Origin of the sequence: Indolivaga capnocytophagoides, assembly GCF_036511535.1 — a bacterium.
Taxonomy (GTDB): domain Bacteria; phylum Bacteroidota; class Bacteroidia; order Bacteroidales; family Dysgonomonadaceae; genus Dysgonomonas_A; species Dysgonomonas_A capnocytophagoides.
Window position 1 is genome coordinate 975239 of the sequence record NZ_AP028867.1, and the last position, 16756, is coordinate 991994.

Here is a 16756-nt window from a genome sequence, read left to right on the forward strand (position 1 = left end):
TTTTATTTATCTGATTACTTTTTTATCGAGGATAAGAGACACTTGTGATAATACGGGCAATTTTCAGATCAGGATATTTTTCTTTGTATTGATCAATTATATTTTCAGTAAAATATAGGAGAACAGGCCCCAGACTTCTTAATGGCGGATAAATTCCACTGGGACTGATCATGTATGTGTGTGTTATATTATCCACGCTGAATGTCATTTCCCCATACGTATTACCAGAGATCTTCAAATTCTCAGAAAACTCACCGGTATGTAATTCTTTCTCTTTCGAATCAGTAATAGTAACTTTTCCTGATTGTGTTGTAATATAGGCTAATACTATAATATTATGTTTCTTAAATAATATATTATTATCCATTTCTGATAGTAATAGAGTTTTGTCGGCATCAGATATGCCGTCAATTTCTACCCCTACATCTCCTGTGTAGATTTTTTTAATGCCTGCTTTTACTTCCAGATTTACCTTTAAAGAATTATTATCCGCATCTGTAATTGTGATTCTGGTAGTCCCTACTTTGTATGGCGTCACCTTGTATACTCCGGGTTCGTAAGTGTCAGCAGATGCAATCTCGCTATACATAGAGTTTTCATCTTTATCGGTAACTACAACTTTATATGTTCCGTTACCTCCTTTGATACGGAATTCGAGAGTGCTTTTCACATCTAAAGATAGAGATTGTGCCGATACCCATTTATCATTTTCTTTTTGTTCAATTCTTAGGCTATTTTCATCATCATCACTGCAAGACAGAGAGAATGCAAAAGTAAATAGCACAATAAATAGTGTTAGTGTTTGATTCATAAAATAAAAGTTTTAGTCTTGTTTGTTTATAATTGGTGTTGTTATGCAAATATAAACAAAGAATGCTCTCTATTTACTAGAAAGCATTCTTATATTTTATAGAGAAAGTTAAAATTCAAAGCCTAGCTTAAGAGTTATGGCATTGAGACTTAAATATTTCTATCAGATAAAGCAAATCGGGAACCTAAGGGCGGAGCTAAATAATTATCCCTCTCATTACCTTACTATTTTTTAGGTAAATGGTTTCTTGCACATAAAGTCCTGCGCTAATAGAAACAGGACAAATCTACCGTCTTTTCCGTGCCATATCCAACCTCAGGAAAATAAACAGCAATATAGTAAATGCTAAAATAGAAGATCCTCCATAGCTAAAGAATGGCAATGGAATACCGATTACAGGTAATAATCCGATGACCATACCAACATTAATAGTCATATGAAATAAAAATATAGAAGCTACACTATAACCATACACTCTTGAGAATGTACTTTTCTGACGTTCCGCCAAAAAGAAAAGCCTGAGTATAAGAACCGAAAATCCGATAAGTACCAATACTGATCCAACAAAACCTTGCTCCTCTCCTACTGTACAAAAAATAAAATCGGTATCTTGCTCAGGTACATATTTCAATTTTGTCTGAGTTCCATTCAGAAATCCCTTTCCCATGACTCCGCCTGATCCTATTGCTATCTTGGATTGGTTAACATTATATCCTGCTCCCATCAGATCGTCTTCCATACCTAGCGATACTTTAATACGGATTTGCTGGTGAGGTTGCAATACATCTGTAAAAACATAATTGATAGAGCTTACATACGCCATACTGAAAACTGCAAAAACAGCAAATAAGAGATATGTCTTACTCCATTCCTTAACAGCCATAACCAGCAAATAAACAATGAGAGCTGAGATACCTATAATAGCAATAATACCCCAATCAATTTCAACATTCAAGAAATCCATTAAATAAGAGATACCTCCAAGTAAGGCTGCTCCTCCCAATATTATAAATGCGGTTTTATAATCTTTGCGAAAATTAATAATCAATATTGCTGTGACAATCACAACAAACAGCACTGCGATACATTCCCCCAAAGTTAATGTACCCATCTCTATATCCGAATATTTTAATCCGAAAATGAATAGTACTACAGCACATAACCCTGTAAATAAAACCATGCCGGGTAGTCCTTCTCTATAAAGAACCAAAACAAAAGCAGCATAAACAAGTGCTGATCCGGTTTCTTTTTGTAATACAATAAGAAGCATCGGTAAGACCACTATTGAAGTTATTATAACAAGGTTTTTTAACGTTAATAATCTGAAATTATATCGATTAAGGAATCTTGCTAAAGCAAGAGCCACCGCAAATTTCGCAAATTCGGCGGGTTGCAACCTGATGGAATCCGTAATAACTAGCCAAGATCTGGAGCCTTTTATATCTGGAGCCACAACAATAGTCACAGCCAATAAAAGCATAAAAAAGGCATAAATCATATATGCGAAAATATCATATATACTACTTTCAAGTTTTAGTAAAACAAAGCCGACTGAGAGAGAAAATCCCATCCACATCAATTGTTTTCCTGCCCGTCCCGAAAGATCGAATAGACTTGTTTCATGCTCATAATCATAACTGGCTCCGTATATACTTAGCCAGCCTGCCACAATGAGGAGCAGGTATATTATCAGAATAATCCAGTCTACACTACCGGTTATATGATCATCTTCTTTTCTTAACATTATAGACTATTAATCAACAAGTTCTTCACTATCCATACTTTCCGAGGTTGTAACTTCGGCTTTACGTGTCGGCCAGCTGGTGATTACATTTGGCAGAACAACAGCTTTAGCCATATTTTCCTCAAGATACTTTTCCGATTCAGGTATCTGTCCTTTGAGATATTTGGTCAACATTAGTTTAGCAATGGGTACTGCAAAACGTGCTCCAAATCCTGCATTTTCAACCAAAACAGCTATTGCCACTTTCGGATGATCAACGGGTGCAAAACCCATGAACCAAGAGTGATCCCGCCCATGAGGGTTTTCGGCTGTACCGGTCTTCCCTCCTACAGGAATATCTTGTATGGCAGCCCCCCGGCAAGTACCTGCCGTTACAGCTTTTGCCATACCATCAACAATGGTTAGGTATTTATCTGTAGATGCCTTGGTATATCTTTTTTCTACAAATTCCTTCTTTAAGGGTTGGTCTTGAATTTTTCGAACAATATGAGGTGCAATATAATAACCTCTGTTTGCAATAGTTGCACCTAAGTTTGCCACTTGCAAAGGTGTTGCTAAAACTTCGCCTTGACCAATTGCTATCGAAATCACATTCTGGGCATACCACTTGTTGGTTTTGAATGCTTTTGTATAAAACTGGCTATTCGGAATAAAGCCTCTTTTTTCGGAAGGAAGGTCAACTCCTAATTTATACCCAAATCCCATGGAAACCAGATAATCTTTCCATGTATCGAAAGCCTCACTGATATTTGCATACTTTTTACGGTTGCTCAACATTGCATTCAATCCATAGCAAAAATAAGAGTTACAAGATGTTGCTATAGCCGGAGCCAAAGCCAAAGGAGATGCATGTCCGTGGCATTTGGGACGTCCTCCTCCCGGAGGATAGCCATGAGCGCACGAGTACATCGTTTCGGGGGTTATGATACCTTCTTGCAAAAAAGTCAATCCCTGAGTCGTCTTAAATGTTGATCCCGGAGGATATGTACCTTGTATTGCCCTATTGAATAGAGGTTTTGATGTGTTTTGCTCTAATAGTTTATAATTCGCACTGAAATCACGTCCTAATAATGTGGATGGATTGTACGTCGGGGCAGTTACAAGGCATAAGATTTCTCCCGTCTCCGGTTCTATCATCACAATAGCACCTATTTTGTTCTGCATCAGGTATTCACCATAAGCCTGCAAATCAATATCTATAGAAAGTTGTAGGTTTTTACCTGATACGGGAGCTTTATCGTGCATTCCGTCTTCGTATTTACCCTTGATTCTTCCATGTGCATCACGAAGTAAGATTTCAACACCTTTTTCTCCTCGGAGTATATTTTCATATGAATTTTCAAGACCCGATTTACCTGCATAATCACCACGAGCATAATAAGGATCTTCTTCAAGTGTCGATCTTCCCACTTCAGCTACATATCCTAGTATATGAGCCGCATTCACATAATTATATTGACGTAAAGCCCTATTTTGGATATAGAATCCGGGAAACTTGTATAATTTTTCCTGAAACAAACCATATTCACGTACATTCAGTTGCGTCATGAATGTCTGCATTGTATACGAAGAGTACCCTGGATTGAGACGACGGTCTTTCACATCATCAAACTTTTTCAATAATTGTTCTTTAGTCAGTCCCAATATATTGCAAAAATCAACAGTGTCGAAAGGTGCCACTTCTCTGGGAATATAAACGATATCATACATCGGTTGATTATATACCAACAGCTTGTCGTGCCTGTCAGAAATAGTACCTCTGGCAGGATATAAAGTTTTTTTAAAGAAGGCATTACTGTCTGCCGAATCTTTATATTCGTGTTTTACTATTTGAAGGTTGAATAACTGACATATCAAGGCAACCACAATTATAATAACTATGGCAGAAATTGTATAAAATCTTTTTTCTGAACTTAATTGATTGTCTTGCTTACTCATGTTTTCTTCTCTTTACCGAAAAACCTTCAATAGCGTAGATGAGTATAGTTGTAAATACTGTACTTGACAATATGCGTAGTACAATAATTGCAGGGTTAAAATATGAGAAGCTATTAAGTGATATCAATATTGCATGATGTATAAAAACTCCTACAAAGGCATACTTCATAAAGGCAAAACCCAGATTATCCAAACTGGGGACAAAATTTTCAAAGTCTTCCCTTTCGAAAAATAACCGTTGTATTGGCAAACATACAAATGCAAGCAATACTGATGCTGCGGCATTCACCCCTAATGTATTACAAAAAACATCAATACAAATACCTAATAAGAACCCTAAAAATATGAGTAAGTTACGGTTTGTGCCCAATGGCATCTTCAGTATAAAATAAATATATAGAAGAGGTGTTGCATATCCCATAAAAGATATATGGTTAAGCACCAATACCTGTATCAGTATCAGCGTAACGAACAATATGAGTTGCTTCAACCAATTACTTGTCATTTTCTGTTATTTCTTTTTCAAGTTTGGAGAGTTCGTCTCTGTTTTCATTCTTTATGATCAGCACATCTTTCAAAGAGCTAAAATCTGTAGATAACCGTACTTTCAATACCAAGAAATTATCATCGCTCTGCCCCTTTGAACTTTCTACAACGCCAACCATTATACCTTCGGGAAAAATACCTGAGTATCCACTAGTGATAATTGTATCTCCGACCTCAAATTTTTCGAATCGGGGAAAACCTTCGAGGCTGGCATATCTGTAATCCTGAGCGTCCCATGTAAGAGTCCCGGGAATATTCGATCCTTTAACTTTACAACTCAATGCTGTCTTAGGATTGATAATTGGCTGTATCAGAGAGTAATTATCAGATACTGTCCGCACAATACCAACTATACCCTGCTGTGATATAACTCCCATATCTGAATGCAAGCCATTCTTACTCCCCCCGTTGATGGTTATATAATTTTTCACCTGAGAGATACTATTGTTTATAACCCTCCCTATAATATAATCATAGTGCTTGTGAGGCAATGAATCTTGCAGAACGGCATTAGTCTTAATACTATCTGTACTCATTTTGTGGATATAACTTTCGAGTACTAAAACACGGTTCTGCAACTCTGCATTTTTAGATAATAAATCCTGATTTGTTTCTTTTAGTCCGAAATAGGATATGACATGTCCGGAAACATCATAAACTCTTCCAACAATTTCGTTCGAAGAGTTTAGATATATGCTTCTTTGAAAAGAATTATAATTAAATATGAAATAAAAACAGACTACCTCGAGGGATATAAAAACAAACCACGAACTGTTTTTAATCAAGAAGGCGACTAAGTTACGCATGTATAATTATCAAGCCTTTGCACTCTCTCAAATGCACAAATATAAATGTAATAAGTATAATCCTAATCCGATTATCTCATTAAGAAATTGAACTTTTCAATATTATTAAGGGCAATACCGGTGCCTTTTGCAACAGCATGCAAAGGATCTTCAGCTACATAAAAAGGAATACCTATTTTATCTGAGAATCTCTTGCTCAATCCTCTCAGCAACGCACCCCCACCGGTTAGATATATACCGTTCTTAACGATATCGGCATACAATTCGGGCGGAGTCTGTTCCAAAGCACTAAGAATAGCCGAGTCCATTTTTGATATAGACTTATCCAGACAATGTGCCATCTCCTGATATGAGATAGGTATATCCATAGGCAGAGAAGTCATTCTGTTAGGGCCGTGTACAATAAAATCTTCAGGCTCTTCATTTTCCGCAAGTTCGGTTAGTGCCGATCCTACAGCTATTTTAATTTGTTCAGCAGTACGTTCTCCTACTTTGATATTATGTTGACGACTCATATATTCCTGAATATCCTCGGTAAGGTCGTCTCCTGCAATCTTGATAGATTTATTAGACACAATACCTCCGAGTGAGATAACTGCAATTTCAGTTGTACCCCCGCCTATATCAACAATCATATTTCCTTCGGGAGCTTCAACGTCAAGACCGATACCAAGGGCAGCTGCCATCGGTTCATATATCATATAAACGTCACGTCCTCCGGCATGTTCTGCAGAGTCACGAATTGCACGAATCTCAACTTCGGTACTTCCCGATGGGATACATACAACGATCCGTAAAGATGGGGAGAATAACCTGTTTTTATTGTTGATCATTTTGATCATACCTCTGATCATATGCTCGGCTGCCGTAAAATCGGCAATCACACCATCTCTCAATGGCCGTATTGTACGTATATTTTCGTGAGTCTTACCATGCATCTGGCGGGCTTTATCTCCGACCGCTATTACCTTATCGGTTTTACGTTCGAGAGCAACAACAGACGGTTCGTCAACAACTATTTTTCCGTCTTTTATAATGATGGTGTTGGCAGTACCAAGGTCCATCGCTATTTCTTGAGTAAAGGAAAACAATCCCATGTTTATTTTTTTCTTTTAAAGCATTAAATAATCAGTGTTTGAAATGACGAATACCTGTCATCACCATCGAAATATTATGTTCATTACAATATTCGACAGATAAATCGTCTTTAATAGACCCTCCCGGTTGAATTACAGCTGTGACACCTTCGTTTCCTGCTATTTCCACACAATCGGGAAATGGAAAGAAGGCATCGGATGCCATAACCGCACCTTGCAGGTCAAATCCGAATGAGTGAGCTTTTTCAATTGCTTGCCTCAAGGCATCGACTCTCGATGTTTGTCCGGTACCTCCAGCTAGCAACTGATTGTCTTTTACTAATATTATAGCATTTGATTTTGTATGCTTTACCAGTTTATTAGCAAACAACAAATCAGCAAGCTCAGTACCTTGTAATTGACGGTTTGTTACCAATTTCAGATCAACTTCAGTTTGAATACTTAGATCCTTATCCTGAAACAACACTCCATTCAGTAACGAACGGAATTGTTTTGTTCCGGATAACTCTTTCTTCTGCACCAAGATAATACGATTTTTCTTTTGTTCCAAAATATCTAATGCATCCGCATCATATGCAGGTGCGATAATTATTTCGAAAAAGATTGTATTTATCTCTTCTGCTGCGGCTCTATCAACTTTCCTGTTAGTGACAATAATACCTCCGAATGCCGAAACCGGATCAGCAGACAAAGCTGCTTTCCATGCTTCTAACACAGAGCTTCGGGATGCGATTCCGCAAGCATTATTGTGTTTTAGGATAGCCAATGTTGTATCTTCAAATTCACTTATCAGAGAAACAGCAGCATCTACATCCAACAAATTATTGTATGATATTTCGCGACCATGCAATTGCTCAAACAGCGCATCGAAGTCTCCATAAAAAGCACCTTTCTGGTGTGGATTTTCACCGTAACGCAATGTTTTTAAGTTATCTTCTGCTTTACGGAATGCCGAATCTTCTTCTTTATCCATATAACTGAAAATAGACGAATCGTATCCTGAAGATACGGCGAATGCCTCTTTTGCAAACCATTTGCGGTCTTGCAAGTCTGACTGTCCTTCTTTTTCGTTCAATAAATCAGCCAGAGCTGTATATTGTTTTTTAGATGGAACAATTATAACATCATTGTAATTTTTAGCTGCAGCCCTTATCAAAGAAATACCGCCTATATCAATCTTTTCGATAATATCTTCTTCCGATGCTCCTGATGCTACAGTTTCTTCAAACGGATAAAGGTCAACAATTACCAAATCTATATCAATAATGTTATACGCTTTCTTTTGTTTTACATCTTCCTGCAGATCTCTCCTGTTCAGAATTCCTCCGAATATTTTCGGGTGAAGGGTTTTTACACGTCCTCCAAAAATGGAAGGATATTCGGTTAATTCTTCCACCGGAGTACATTCAAATCCTAACGATTTGATAAAATCACGGGTTCCCCCAGTTGATATAAATTGTACACCTAGCGTATTCAATTTTTTCAGGATTTCGTCCAACCCATCTTTATGGAAGACAGAGATTAATGCAGTTTTAATTTTTTTCGAAGAAGACATAATGAATTGTATAACTTTAATGGCTAACAAAGGTATAAAATCTATTTAGATAGTAAGATTCCCTAACAAAATAATTTTCTCTATTTTATACTTGTTTATGAAAAAAAACAGCTCTTATAGCAAGACCTGCTATAAGAGCTGTTTAATATGATATTTTTATTAAAATTCTTTAACTTCCCAACCTAGTGCACTTGCTCCTAATACAGCAGCATCACTTTCTTTCAGTTCAGACATTAATAACTTTACTTTGTTTCTGAATATAGGCAGCATACTTTCTTCCATGTGGCGTTTTACCGGGTTAAAAATCAAACTTCCGGCTTTAGTTAAACCTCCAAACAAAATTATAGCTTCGGGACTTGAAAATGCTACGAAGTCAGCAAACGCTTCTCCTAATATCTGGCCTGTGTATTCAAAAATTTCTTTCGCTAAGGTATCACCTTGTTGAGCAGCTTCGGCTACATCTTTTGATGTTATTTCATCGATATTGACATTGCGAAGTATACTTTCGTCTTTGCGTGATGTCAAAAACTCTTTTGCGGTACGTGCAACACCTGTAGCTGAAGTATATGTTTCAAGACAGCCTTTACGTCCACAACCACATAAACGACCATTCGTACGTCGTATTGTGGTATGTCCTAGTTCACCGGCAAAACCGTCATGACCATATACCAATTGACCGTTTACAACAATTCCGCTACCAACACCTGTTCCCAGAGTTATGACAATAAAGTCTTTCATTCCACGTGCTGCACCGTATGTCATTTCACCGATAGCAGCTGCATTAGCATCGTTTGTCAATGATACAGGTACTTTTATACGGTCAGATAACATCTGAGCTAAAGGAATTAAACCTTTCCAAGGCAGGTTTGGAGCAAATTCGATACAACCTGTGAAAAAGTTTCCGTTAGGAGCTCCTACCCCGATTCCTTTTATATTATCTGCACCTCCAACTTGATCTATAACTTCTTGCAAAGCAGAAGACAGGTTGGTTACGTATTCGTTTATTTCTTTGTGTGCAGCTGTTTTGATAGAACCCTGAGCTATTATGTGCCCTCTCTTATCCACTACACCAAAGACTGTATTAGTACCACCGATATCAATACCAATTGCATATGGTTTTTCCATGATAAACTTTATATTATAATTCAACAATGACTGGTTTCTGTTTCATCTAATTTTGGCACCTCTGATAGTCCTATCTTTAAAGAATGAATTTGTGATGTGGTATCAATTATTGGTTTTCGCCAAAAAAACGTACAAATATAATTTTTTATTTGTTATGTATGAAGTATTCAGCTATCATAAATCGTATATTTTCTATTCTTTAAAATAGGTATTTAACACTTTTTTAGCAGCGATAAACGAACTGATCTGTGAATTTAAAACCTGATACTCGCAATTTTTCAGTTCGGACTGAACTTCAGGGTTATTGTAAAATTTCGATTTTAATTGTTCGTTTATTGTTTCATACATCCAATATTTCGACTGTTCGTTACGGCGGTGGTTGAAGTATCCGTTTTTATGAGTAAAGTTAACATAGTCGTCTACCATATCCCATATTTCTTTTATGCCGGTGCCATAATATCCGGAATATAACAGAACTTTTGGAGACCATCCCGACTCGGGTAGTGGAAATAAATGAAGAGCATTGCGAAAATGTGCCTGAGCCAGTTTTGCTTTCTCCAGATTATCACCATCTGCTTTGTTGATAATAATACCGTCGGCCATCTCCATTATTCCTCTTTTGATACCCTGCAGTTCATCACCTGTTCCTGCGAGCTGTATAAGAAGAAAGAAGTCGACCATAGAGTGTACAGCGGTTTCCGATTGTCCGACTCCGACTGTTTCAATAATAATTTTATTGTATCCGGCAGCTTCGCACAGAATAATGGTTTCCCTGGTTTTGCGGGCAACTCCACCCAGAGAGCCAGCTGATGGTGAAGGTCGTATAAATGCATTTTTTGCTACACTCAGCCTTTCCATACGGGTTTTATCACCAAGTATACTTCCTTTCGAAACCTCACTTGATGGGTCTATTGCCAAAACAGCCAATTTATCATTTGGGTTATTTTCAAGCAAATACATTCCGAATGAGTCTATCGAGGTACTTTTTCCGGCCCCTGGAACTCCGGTTAAGCCTACTCGCAACGAGTTTCCGGAATAAGGCAGGCATTTTTCTATTATTTCCTGTGCTGTACTCTGGTGTTCGTATTTCGAACTCTCCACCAATGTCACAGCCTGACTCAGCAAAGAGATATTTCCTTTGAGAATTCCTTCAACGTACTCATTCACCGTATATGTTTTCTTCTTAAAACGCTTGAAGTCTTTCATATATGGATTTATCATGGGTTTATCTGATGTTCCTTCATTCACCTGCAGTGCATGAAATTCGTGGTCGTTTTCGGGATGTTCCATAATAAAATTCTATTTTGTTGTATAAAAAAAAATCGGTCTCAGACCTTAAAGATAGGACAAAAATAAAAAAGACTGAAAAAGTTTAACACCTTATTCAGCCTTTAATTATGTTTTAAGGTCTCAGACCTTTGTAATTCTCTCGTTGCGAGATTGTATCTTCCGAAAATTATTTACGGGGCAATACTTCACCTTTTATAGTTAAGGTATAAACTACATCCGCTTCATTTGTAAACACAGTTATACGCTTGTCGAAACTTCCGATACGTCCGGTTGTAGAATAAGTCACTTTCACCACGCCTTTTTTTCCGGGCAGTACAGGATCTTTTGTATAAGAAGGTGTAGTGCAACCACAACTTGTTCTTATATCTTGTATAATCAATGGTTTCTTTCCTGTATTTGTGAATTGGAATTCGCAGGTTACCGAACCAACTTCTTCCGCAACTTTTCCGAAATCATGACTTAATGATGTAAATTTAGCTGATCCGCCATCCTGAGCCATCAGGCATGTAAGGCTTACAACCATAGCTATTAACAATAAGCTAAGTTTTTTCATAATTCAGTGTTTATTAGTTAGAATACTGCGCAAAGTTATAAATATTAGCTTAAACAGTATAATTTTTTAATTTTATTTAGATATATCTTTCTTATAAACATTTTTATAAATGGTGTCTCTGACTGTTTCGAAATTTACAGGAAACCCTAAATCACGATAACTCAGCATTTTCATAGGAATACTATCAAATCCTTCAATATATGGAGGTTGTGCATACTCCATATCCCATATATCAAAACCATTTTTCTTGTAAAAATTATATCTTCTTTCGGCAAAATCCGATGATTCGGGAAGTTCTATCTCTCCAACCAATGGTAATGTCGTTTCAGTAAATAATGCCTTAAGAGATTTAGTTCCCGAGCCGCCGTTACGCTGTTCGGGGCTGATAGCAAAATGTTCTATGAACAAAAAAGTTTCAAAATCCCATAAAGTGATGAATCCAACTCTCACCTCGTCTTCATTAACCAGCAGATAAACAGTAAAGCGATTGTCATCCTCTATAATATGATGTAATTCCAAAACAGGACGGCGCTCATTTGCAGGAAAGCTCTCTATATATAGCTTCTCTACAAATTCCAAATCCGATTTATTATTAATTGTAACTCTACGTAAAATCATCGTTTCTTTTATTTTAAGGTTACAGACCTAATTGACTAAGCGAAGTTTCGTCAATTATAATTATTCCCATATATTTAGTGAGAGAAAACAGGTTCAATATTTTCCTTCACTTCGTTAATTTAATTAGACTGCTGTCCGATTGATCCTGAAAGAACTACTTCTTTCATCGATCCATCATCACATTTTATTATACGTCCATGAAATTTTTGTACAATAGCATAATTATGTGTCGACATAATTACAGTAGTTCCTTTCTGTGAAATCTCGTGCAATAACTTTACTATTTGTGTACCTGTCTCCGGATCCAAATTACCGGTAGGCTCATCGGCTAGTATAAGATCGGGAGAGTTCAGCAGTGCCCGTGCTATTACAATACGTTGCTGTTCACCTCCTGATAACTCATGGGGCATTTTGTAGCCTTTGTTTTGCATGCCTACCTGAGTCAATACTTCACGTATCCTGTTATCAATGGCATCCTGACTGTCCCAGCCTGTTGCTTTAAGTACAAATTCGAGATTTTTCTCTGCCGAGCGGTCTATCAATAGTTGAAAATCCTGAAATACAATACCTATTTTCCTTCTGAGAAAAGGTATTTCTTTTCGTTTCATTGTATTCAGACAATAGTCAAGGATATATCCGTCTCCACTATTAATAGGAACTTCATGATACAAGCTTTTCAGAAAAGTACTTTTTCCTGATCCTACTTTTCCAATCAGATATACAAAGTCTCCTCCTGAAATCTGAACATTCAGATCTTGCAATATAGGATTGCCGTCACGGCTGATTCCTACTCCTTTGTAATCAACGATAACACTGCTCATCGGCTTTATTTTTTATGTCTCTTTTGAAGCTCTCTTGATAAATCTTCAATACTCAAACCTTTTGAGGTAAGCAGTACTATTAAATGATATAGCATATCCGCCGATTCGTAAATCAGGCGTTCGTCTGTTCCGTTACATGCCTCTATCACCGATTCGATAGCTTCTTCCCCGACCTTCTGTGCCATACGGTTTACTCCCGATTGAAACAGTGATGTGGTATATGATCCCTCAGGCATTTCCTGATGACGCTTTTCGATGAAATGCTGTAAGTATTTGAAGAACATGATGTCTTCTTTATTTTCTTCTTTAAAGCAAGTGTCATCTCCGGTATGGCAAACAGGCCCTACTGGGTTGACCTTTATAAGCAGGGTGTCTTTATCACAATCTTCCTGTATGCTTATAACATGAAGAAAATTGCCGCTCTCCTCACCTTTCGTCCACAGACGTTGTTTGGTCCGGCTAAAGAAAGTCACCTTTCCTGTTTCCTGAGTTTTAGTTAATGCTTCCTGATTCATATAACCAAGCATCAACACCTTATTTGTTTCGTTATCTTGTATGATGGCAGGAATTAAACCATCTACTTTATCAAAATCCAAATTCATCTGGTTTGTATATTTTAGGTACTCAACCTTTGTGTTCTATATCTCTCTTATCTAACAATAAAAGGCATAAAAAGATCACAACTGCCGTTTTATCTTACATTAATACCTTCCGTACGAAGATACTGTTTTAAATCTTTAATTGCAATTTCTCCGAAATGAAATACGCTGGCAGCCAGAGCCGCATCGGCTTTTCCGTCAATAAAAACATCTTTAAAATGCTCCATATTGCCTGCTCCTCCTGATGCTATTATCGGAATATTCAATGATTCGGATAATTTGCATAAAGCTTCATTGGCATATCCCTGCTTTACTCCGTCATGATTCATGCTGGTGAAAAGAATTTCGCCCGCTCCCCTGTCTTCAACTTCTTTAGCCCACAGAAACAGTTCTTTGTCCGTAATATTGCGTCCTCCGCTTGTGTAACACATCCATTTGCCTGCATCAAAACGGGCATCTATAGCACATACACACACCTGCGAACCAAAATTACCTGCAATCTGATCTATGATTTGAGGATTACGTAACGCTGTTGAATTGACCGACACTTTATCCGCTCCTGCACTTAACAGGCGGTCAACATCTGTCAATTCGTTTATACCTCCGCCGACGGTAAATGGTATACTGATATTCAGTGCAATTCGCTTCACCAGATCAGTGAAGGTTTTCCTTCCTTCGTGAGTTGCTGTTATATCCAGAAAAACCAGTTCGTCAGCACCTTCATTGCTATATTTGACAGCCAGCTCCACAGGATCACCCGCATCTCTTAGGTTCACAAAATTAATGCCTTTGACAGTAGTACCATCTTTAATATCAAGACAAGGTATAATTCTTTTAGCAAGCATATTGTATTGTTTATGCCGATGCAGAAATATTATTCAAGACAAAATTTCCGCACCGGATAATCATTCTTATTTTCTGTTTTGTATCTCAACCAGATCTTTCAGGCTGATTTTATTTTCATAAATGGCTTTACCCATAATAATAGCAGGTACACCTGCAGCTTCGAGGTGCAATATATCTTCTTTGCAAGACACTCCCCCACTGGCAATCAAGTATACTTCGGGTATCTGATTAAGTATCTGTTTGTATAAATCAACAGCAGGCCCTGCAAGCATTCCATCCTTAGAAATGTCGGTACAGACTACTTTCTTTACACCATATTGGATGTAATTGGCAATATAAGGAACAACTGCAAGGCTTGTGGCTTCCTGCCATCCCGACACAGCTATTTGATGATTTTTGCTGTCAGCTCCTAATATAATTCTGTCACCTCCGTATTTTTCTACCCACGACACAAATAGTTTGCGGTTCTTAGCAGCAACACTTCCCCCCGTAACCATTGCAGCTCCGGCTTCGAATGCTATATCGATATCTTTGTCACTTTGAATACCACCACCAAAATCAATAACCAGAGATGTATGTGTAGCAATATCTTCCAACACCTTATGGTTAATTACATGTTTGGCTTTGGCTCCATCAAGGTCTACCAGGTGTACTCTATGAATACCGGCATCCTCGAATTGTTTTGCAACTTCCAAAGGATTCTCGTTGTAAATGGTTTTAGTATTGTAGTCGCCTTGCGACAAACGTACGCATTTACCATCGATAATATCGATAGCCGGAATTATTTCTATCATAACTGTAGGAAATTAGTTAATATTTGTTCGCCAACACTTCCGCTCTTTTCGGGGTGAAACTGTGTAGCATAAAAATTGTCTTTATGAAGTGCCGCACTGAATGGCTGTATATAGTCGGTAGTAGCGGTCGTATAAGTATTAACGGGTACATAAAAGCTATGTACAAAGTAAACATACTGATCTTCGAGGGAAATATCAAATAAAGGTGTTTTTACATCTTTGATTGTGTTCCAGCCCATGTGAGGGATTTTATCCTCGTGTCTTTCGGATATGAAACGTTTTACATCCGTATCAAATATATTCAGACAGCGGGCATCTCCTTCTTCCGAATGAGAGCACATCAACTGCATACCGAGACAGATACCCAATACCGGCTGTTTCAGACTCCGTATAAGAGTATCCAGTTGGTTTTTGCGAAGGTAATCCATAGTAGTACTGGCCTCTCCTACTCCCGGAAATATTACTTTGTCGGCTTTAGCTATGAGTTCTTTGTCATCTGACACAACAGCATCAACCCCTAAACGTTTCATTGCAGAGTCTACCGAAAATATATTCCCTGCATTATATTTTATAATAACAATACCCATTCGTTTGCGAGTGCTTATTCTTGTAACAAATTATCAAGGACTTTTACCATTTGCGAAAATTCCTCCGGATCATATAGTCTTGTTAACATAACTATTTTTCCATCTTTACCGATTATAACATTACGTGTTATGCCTGCGTCTTTTTCGGCATATAATTCAAAGATACCGGCTTTGGGATCTAGTCCGATCGGATAAGTTACTCCTGTCTTTTTTGCAAAGGCCAAAACTGTTTCAGCCGGCTCATCTCTGTCTATACCATAAAGAGCAAACGCAGGGTTTGATTTATGTTTCTGCCAGATGTCAGACTCTATAAAGGGCATCTCTTTACGGCAAACACCACACCAACTTGCTGTGAATTGCAACATAACGACTTTACCTTTCAGATCCGAAAGTTTAACAACCGAACCATCGGGTAATGTCATTGTAAAGTCCGGAGCTGTATCTCCGACCTTCACCAGATATTTGCGGTCGGCCTCTTCCTGAGCAAAAAGACTACCGAACACCGATATTAAAAGAGTAAATATTATAATAGTCCGTTTCATTTTTATATCACTTATTTAAAAGATAATTACGATACTTAAAAGCAAAAGGTAAAGCTGCTAATGAACCTAATGTATCTGCAAGAAAATCGAACCAGTCTCCTGAACGGGGCGGAAAATAATTTTGCTGCAGAATCTCAATCAGACCACCGTACAATATGGGGCAGACAAATGCATAAAATAATAATTTGCCAATATGTATATGTCCCTGTTTTGCATGAATGTAATTCAGAGCCGTAGCCCCAGATAATCCTAAATACATTAAGAAATGAACTATCTTATCGGTGGGGATCAAAAAGTCGAATTGAACTTCGGGAATGTCCCTCGGTGGGATAAAACAGCATAAATATAAGATTACAAATGATATAACCACAGGAACACTCGCATATCTTAAAATAGAATAACGCTTCATCTATTACCTTTTTGTAAATTAAGCAAATGAAAGTATATCATTAAATACTTTCAAGTTATAATAAGCTTAGGCTCT

General features: G+C 37.6%; 17 protein-coding genes and 1 pseudogene. All 18 read right to left on the reverse strand.

Annotation, left to right across the window (positions count from 1 at the left end; genetic code table 11):
* Positions 1–22 precede the first annotated feature (22 nt).
* Positions 23–811, reverse strand: coding sequence for a hypothetical protein (locus tag AABJ51_RS04145; RefSeq protein WP_338374512.1), 789 nt, complete (start codon positions 809–811; stop codon positions 23–25).
* A gap of 286 nt (positions 812–1097) precedes the next feature.
* Positions 1098–2555 (reverse strand): rod shape-determining protein RodA, encoded by a 1458-nt coding sequence (rodA, locus tag AABJ51_RS04150; RefSeq protein WP_338374513.1) that lies wholly within the window; start codon positions 2553–2555, stop codon positions 1098–1100.
* A gap of 9 nt (positions 2556–2564) precedes the next feature.
* Positions 2565–4493, reverse strand: a complete 1929-nt coding sequence (mrdA, locus tag AABJ51_RS04155; protein WP_338374514.1) for a penicillin-binding protein 2 — start codon at positions 4491–4493, stop codon at positions 2565–2567.
* Positions 4486–4998, reverse strand: a complete 513-nt coding sequence (gene mreD / locus AABJ51_RS04160; protein ID WP_320973792.1) for a rod shape-determining protein MreD — start codon at positions 4996–4998, stop codon at positions 4486–4488. The genes mrdA and mreD overlap by 8 nt, the downstream gene beginning before the upstream one ends.
* Positions 4988–5845 (reverse strand): rod shape-determining protein MreC, encoded by an 858-nt coding sequence (gene mreC / locus AABJ51_RS04165; RefSeq protein WP_026625218.1) that lies wholly within the window; start codon positions 5843–5845, stop codon positions 4988–4990. Before mreC ends, mreD begins: the two co-directional genes overlap by 11 nt.
* A 71-nt stretch (positions 5846–5916) precedes the next feature.
* The gene (locus tag AABJ51_RS04170) at positions 5917–6942 is read right to left on the reverse strand and encodes a rod shape-determining protein (RefSeq protein WP_026625219.1); all 1026 of its coding nucleotides are present in this window, start codon (positions 6940–6942) and stop codon (positions 5917–5919) included.
* Positions 6943–6973: 31 nt separating this feature from the next.
* Entirely contained in the window at positions 6974–8497 is a 1524-nt protein-coding gene (gene purH, locus AABJ51_RS04175; RefSeq protein WP_338374515.1) for a bifunctional phosphoribosylaminoimidazolecarboxamide formyltransferase/IMP cyclohydrolase, read from the reverse strand.
* 159 nt (positions 8498–8656) lie between these two features.
* Positions 8657–9622 (reverse strand): ROK family protein, encoded by a 966-nt coding sequence (locus tag AABJ51_RS04180; RefSeq protein ID WP_026625221.1) that lies wholly within the window; start codon positions 9620–9622, stop codon positions 8657–8659.
* A gap of 192 nt (positions 9623–9814) precedes the next feature.
* Positions 9815–10912: a methylmalonyl Co-A mutase-associated GTPase MeaB gene (meaB, locus tag AABJ51_RS04185; RefSeq protein ID WP_026625222.1), complete on the reverse strand. Its 1098-nt coding sequence runs from the start codon at positions 10910–10912 to the stop codon at positions 9815–9817.
* 166 nt (positions 10913–11078) lie between these two features.
* A complete protein-coding gene (locus AABJ51_RS04190) occupies positions 11079–11465 on the reverse strand; it encodes a DUF1573 domain-containing protein (protein WP_338374516.1) in 387 nt (128 codons plus the stop codon).
* 72 nt (positions 11466–11537) lie between these two features.
* On the reverse strand, positions 11538–12083 hold the full coding sequence (locus AABJ51_RS04195; RefSeq protein ID WP_338374517.1) for a GNAT family N-acetyltransferase: 546 nt from the start codon (positions 12081–12083) through the stop codon (positions 11538–11540).
* Positions 12084–12202: 119 nt separating this feature from the next.
* Positions 12203–12904, reverse strand: a complete 702-nt coding sequence (locus AABJ51_RS04200; RefSeq protein ID WP_035331010.1) for a cell division ATP-binding protein FtsE — start codon at positions 12902–12904, stop codon at positions 12203–12205.
* Positions 12905–12909: 5 nt separating this feature from the next.
* A pseudogene (gene hisIE, locus AABJ51_RS04205) lies at positions 12910–13509 on the reverse strand (bifunctional phosphoribosyl-AMP cyclohydrolase/phosphoribosyl-ATP diphosphatase HisIE); the annotation flags it as partial.
* Positions 13510–13595: 86 nt separating this feature from the next.
* Positions 13596–14348, reverse strand: coding sequence for an imidazole glycerol phosphate synthase subunit HisF (gene hisF / locus AABJ51_RS04210; RefSeq protein WP_026625226.1), 753 nt, complete (start codon positions 14346–14348; stop codon positions 13596–13598).
* A gap of 66 nt (positions 14349–14414) precedes the next feature.
* A complete protein-coding gene (gene hisA / locus AABJ51_RS04215) occupies positions 14415–15143 on the reverse strand; it encodes a 1-(5-phosphoribosyl)-5-[(5-phosphoribosylamino)methylideneamino]imidazole-4-carboxamide isomerase (protein ID WP_026625227.1) in 729 nt (242 codons plus the stop codon).
* Positions 15140–15730 carry an imidazole glycerol phosphate synthase subunit HisH gene (gene hisH, locus AABJ51_RS04220; protein ID WP_338374518.1) on the reverse strand — a complete coding sequence of 197 codons (591 nt, stop codon included), beginning with the start codon at positions 15728–15730 and terminating at the stop codon, positions 15140–15142. The genes hisA and hisH overlap by 4 nt, the downstream gene beginning before the upstream one ends.
* Positions 15731–15744: 14 nt before the next feature.
* Positions 15745–16272, reverse strand: a complete 528-nt coding sequence (locus tag AABJ51_RS04225; protein ID WP_026625229.1) for a TlpA family protein disulfide reductase — start codon at positions 16270–16272, stop codon at positions 15745–15747.
* A gap of 7 nt (positions 16273–16279) precedes the next feature.
* A complete protein-coding gene (locus AABJ51_RS04230; protein ID WP_026625230.1) occupies positions 16280–16681 on the reverse strand; it encodes a VanZ family protein in 402 nt (133 codons plus the stop codon).
* Positions 16682–16756 lie beyond the last annotated feature (75 nt).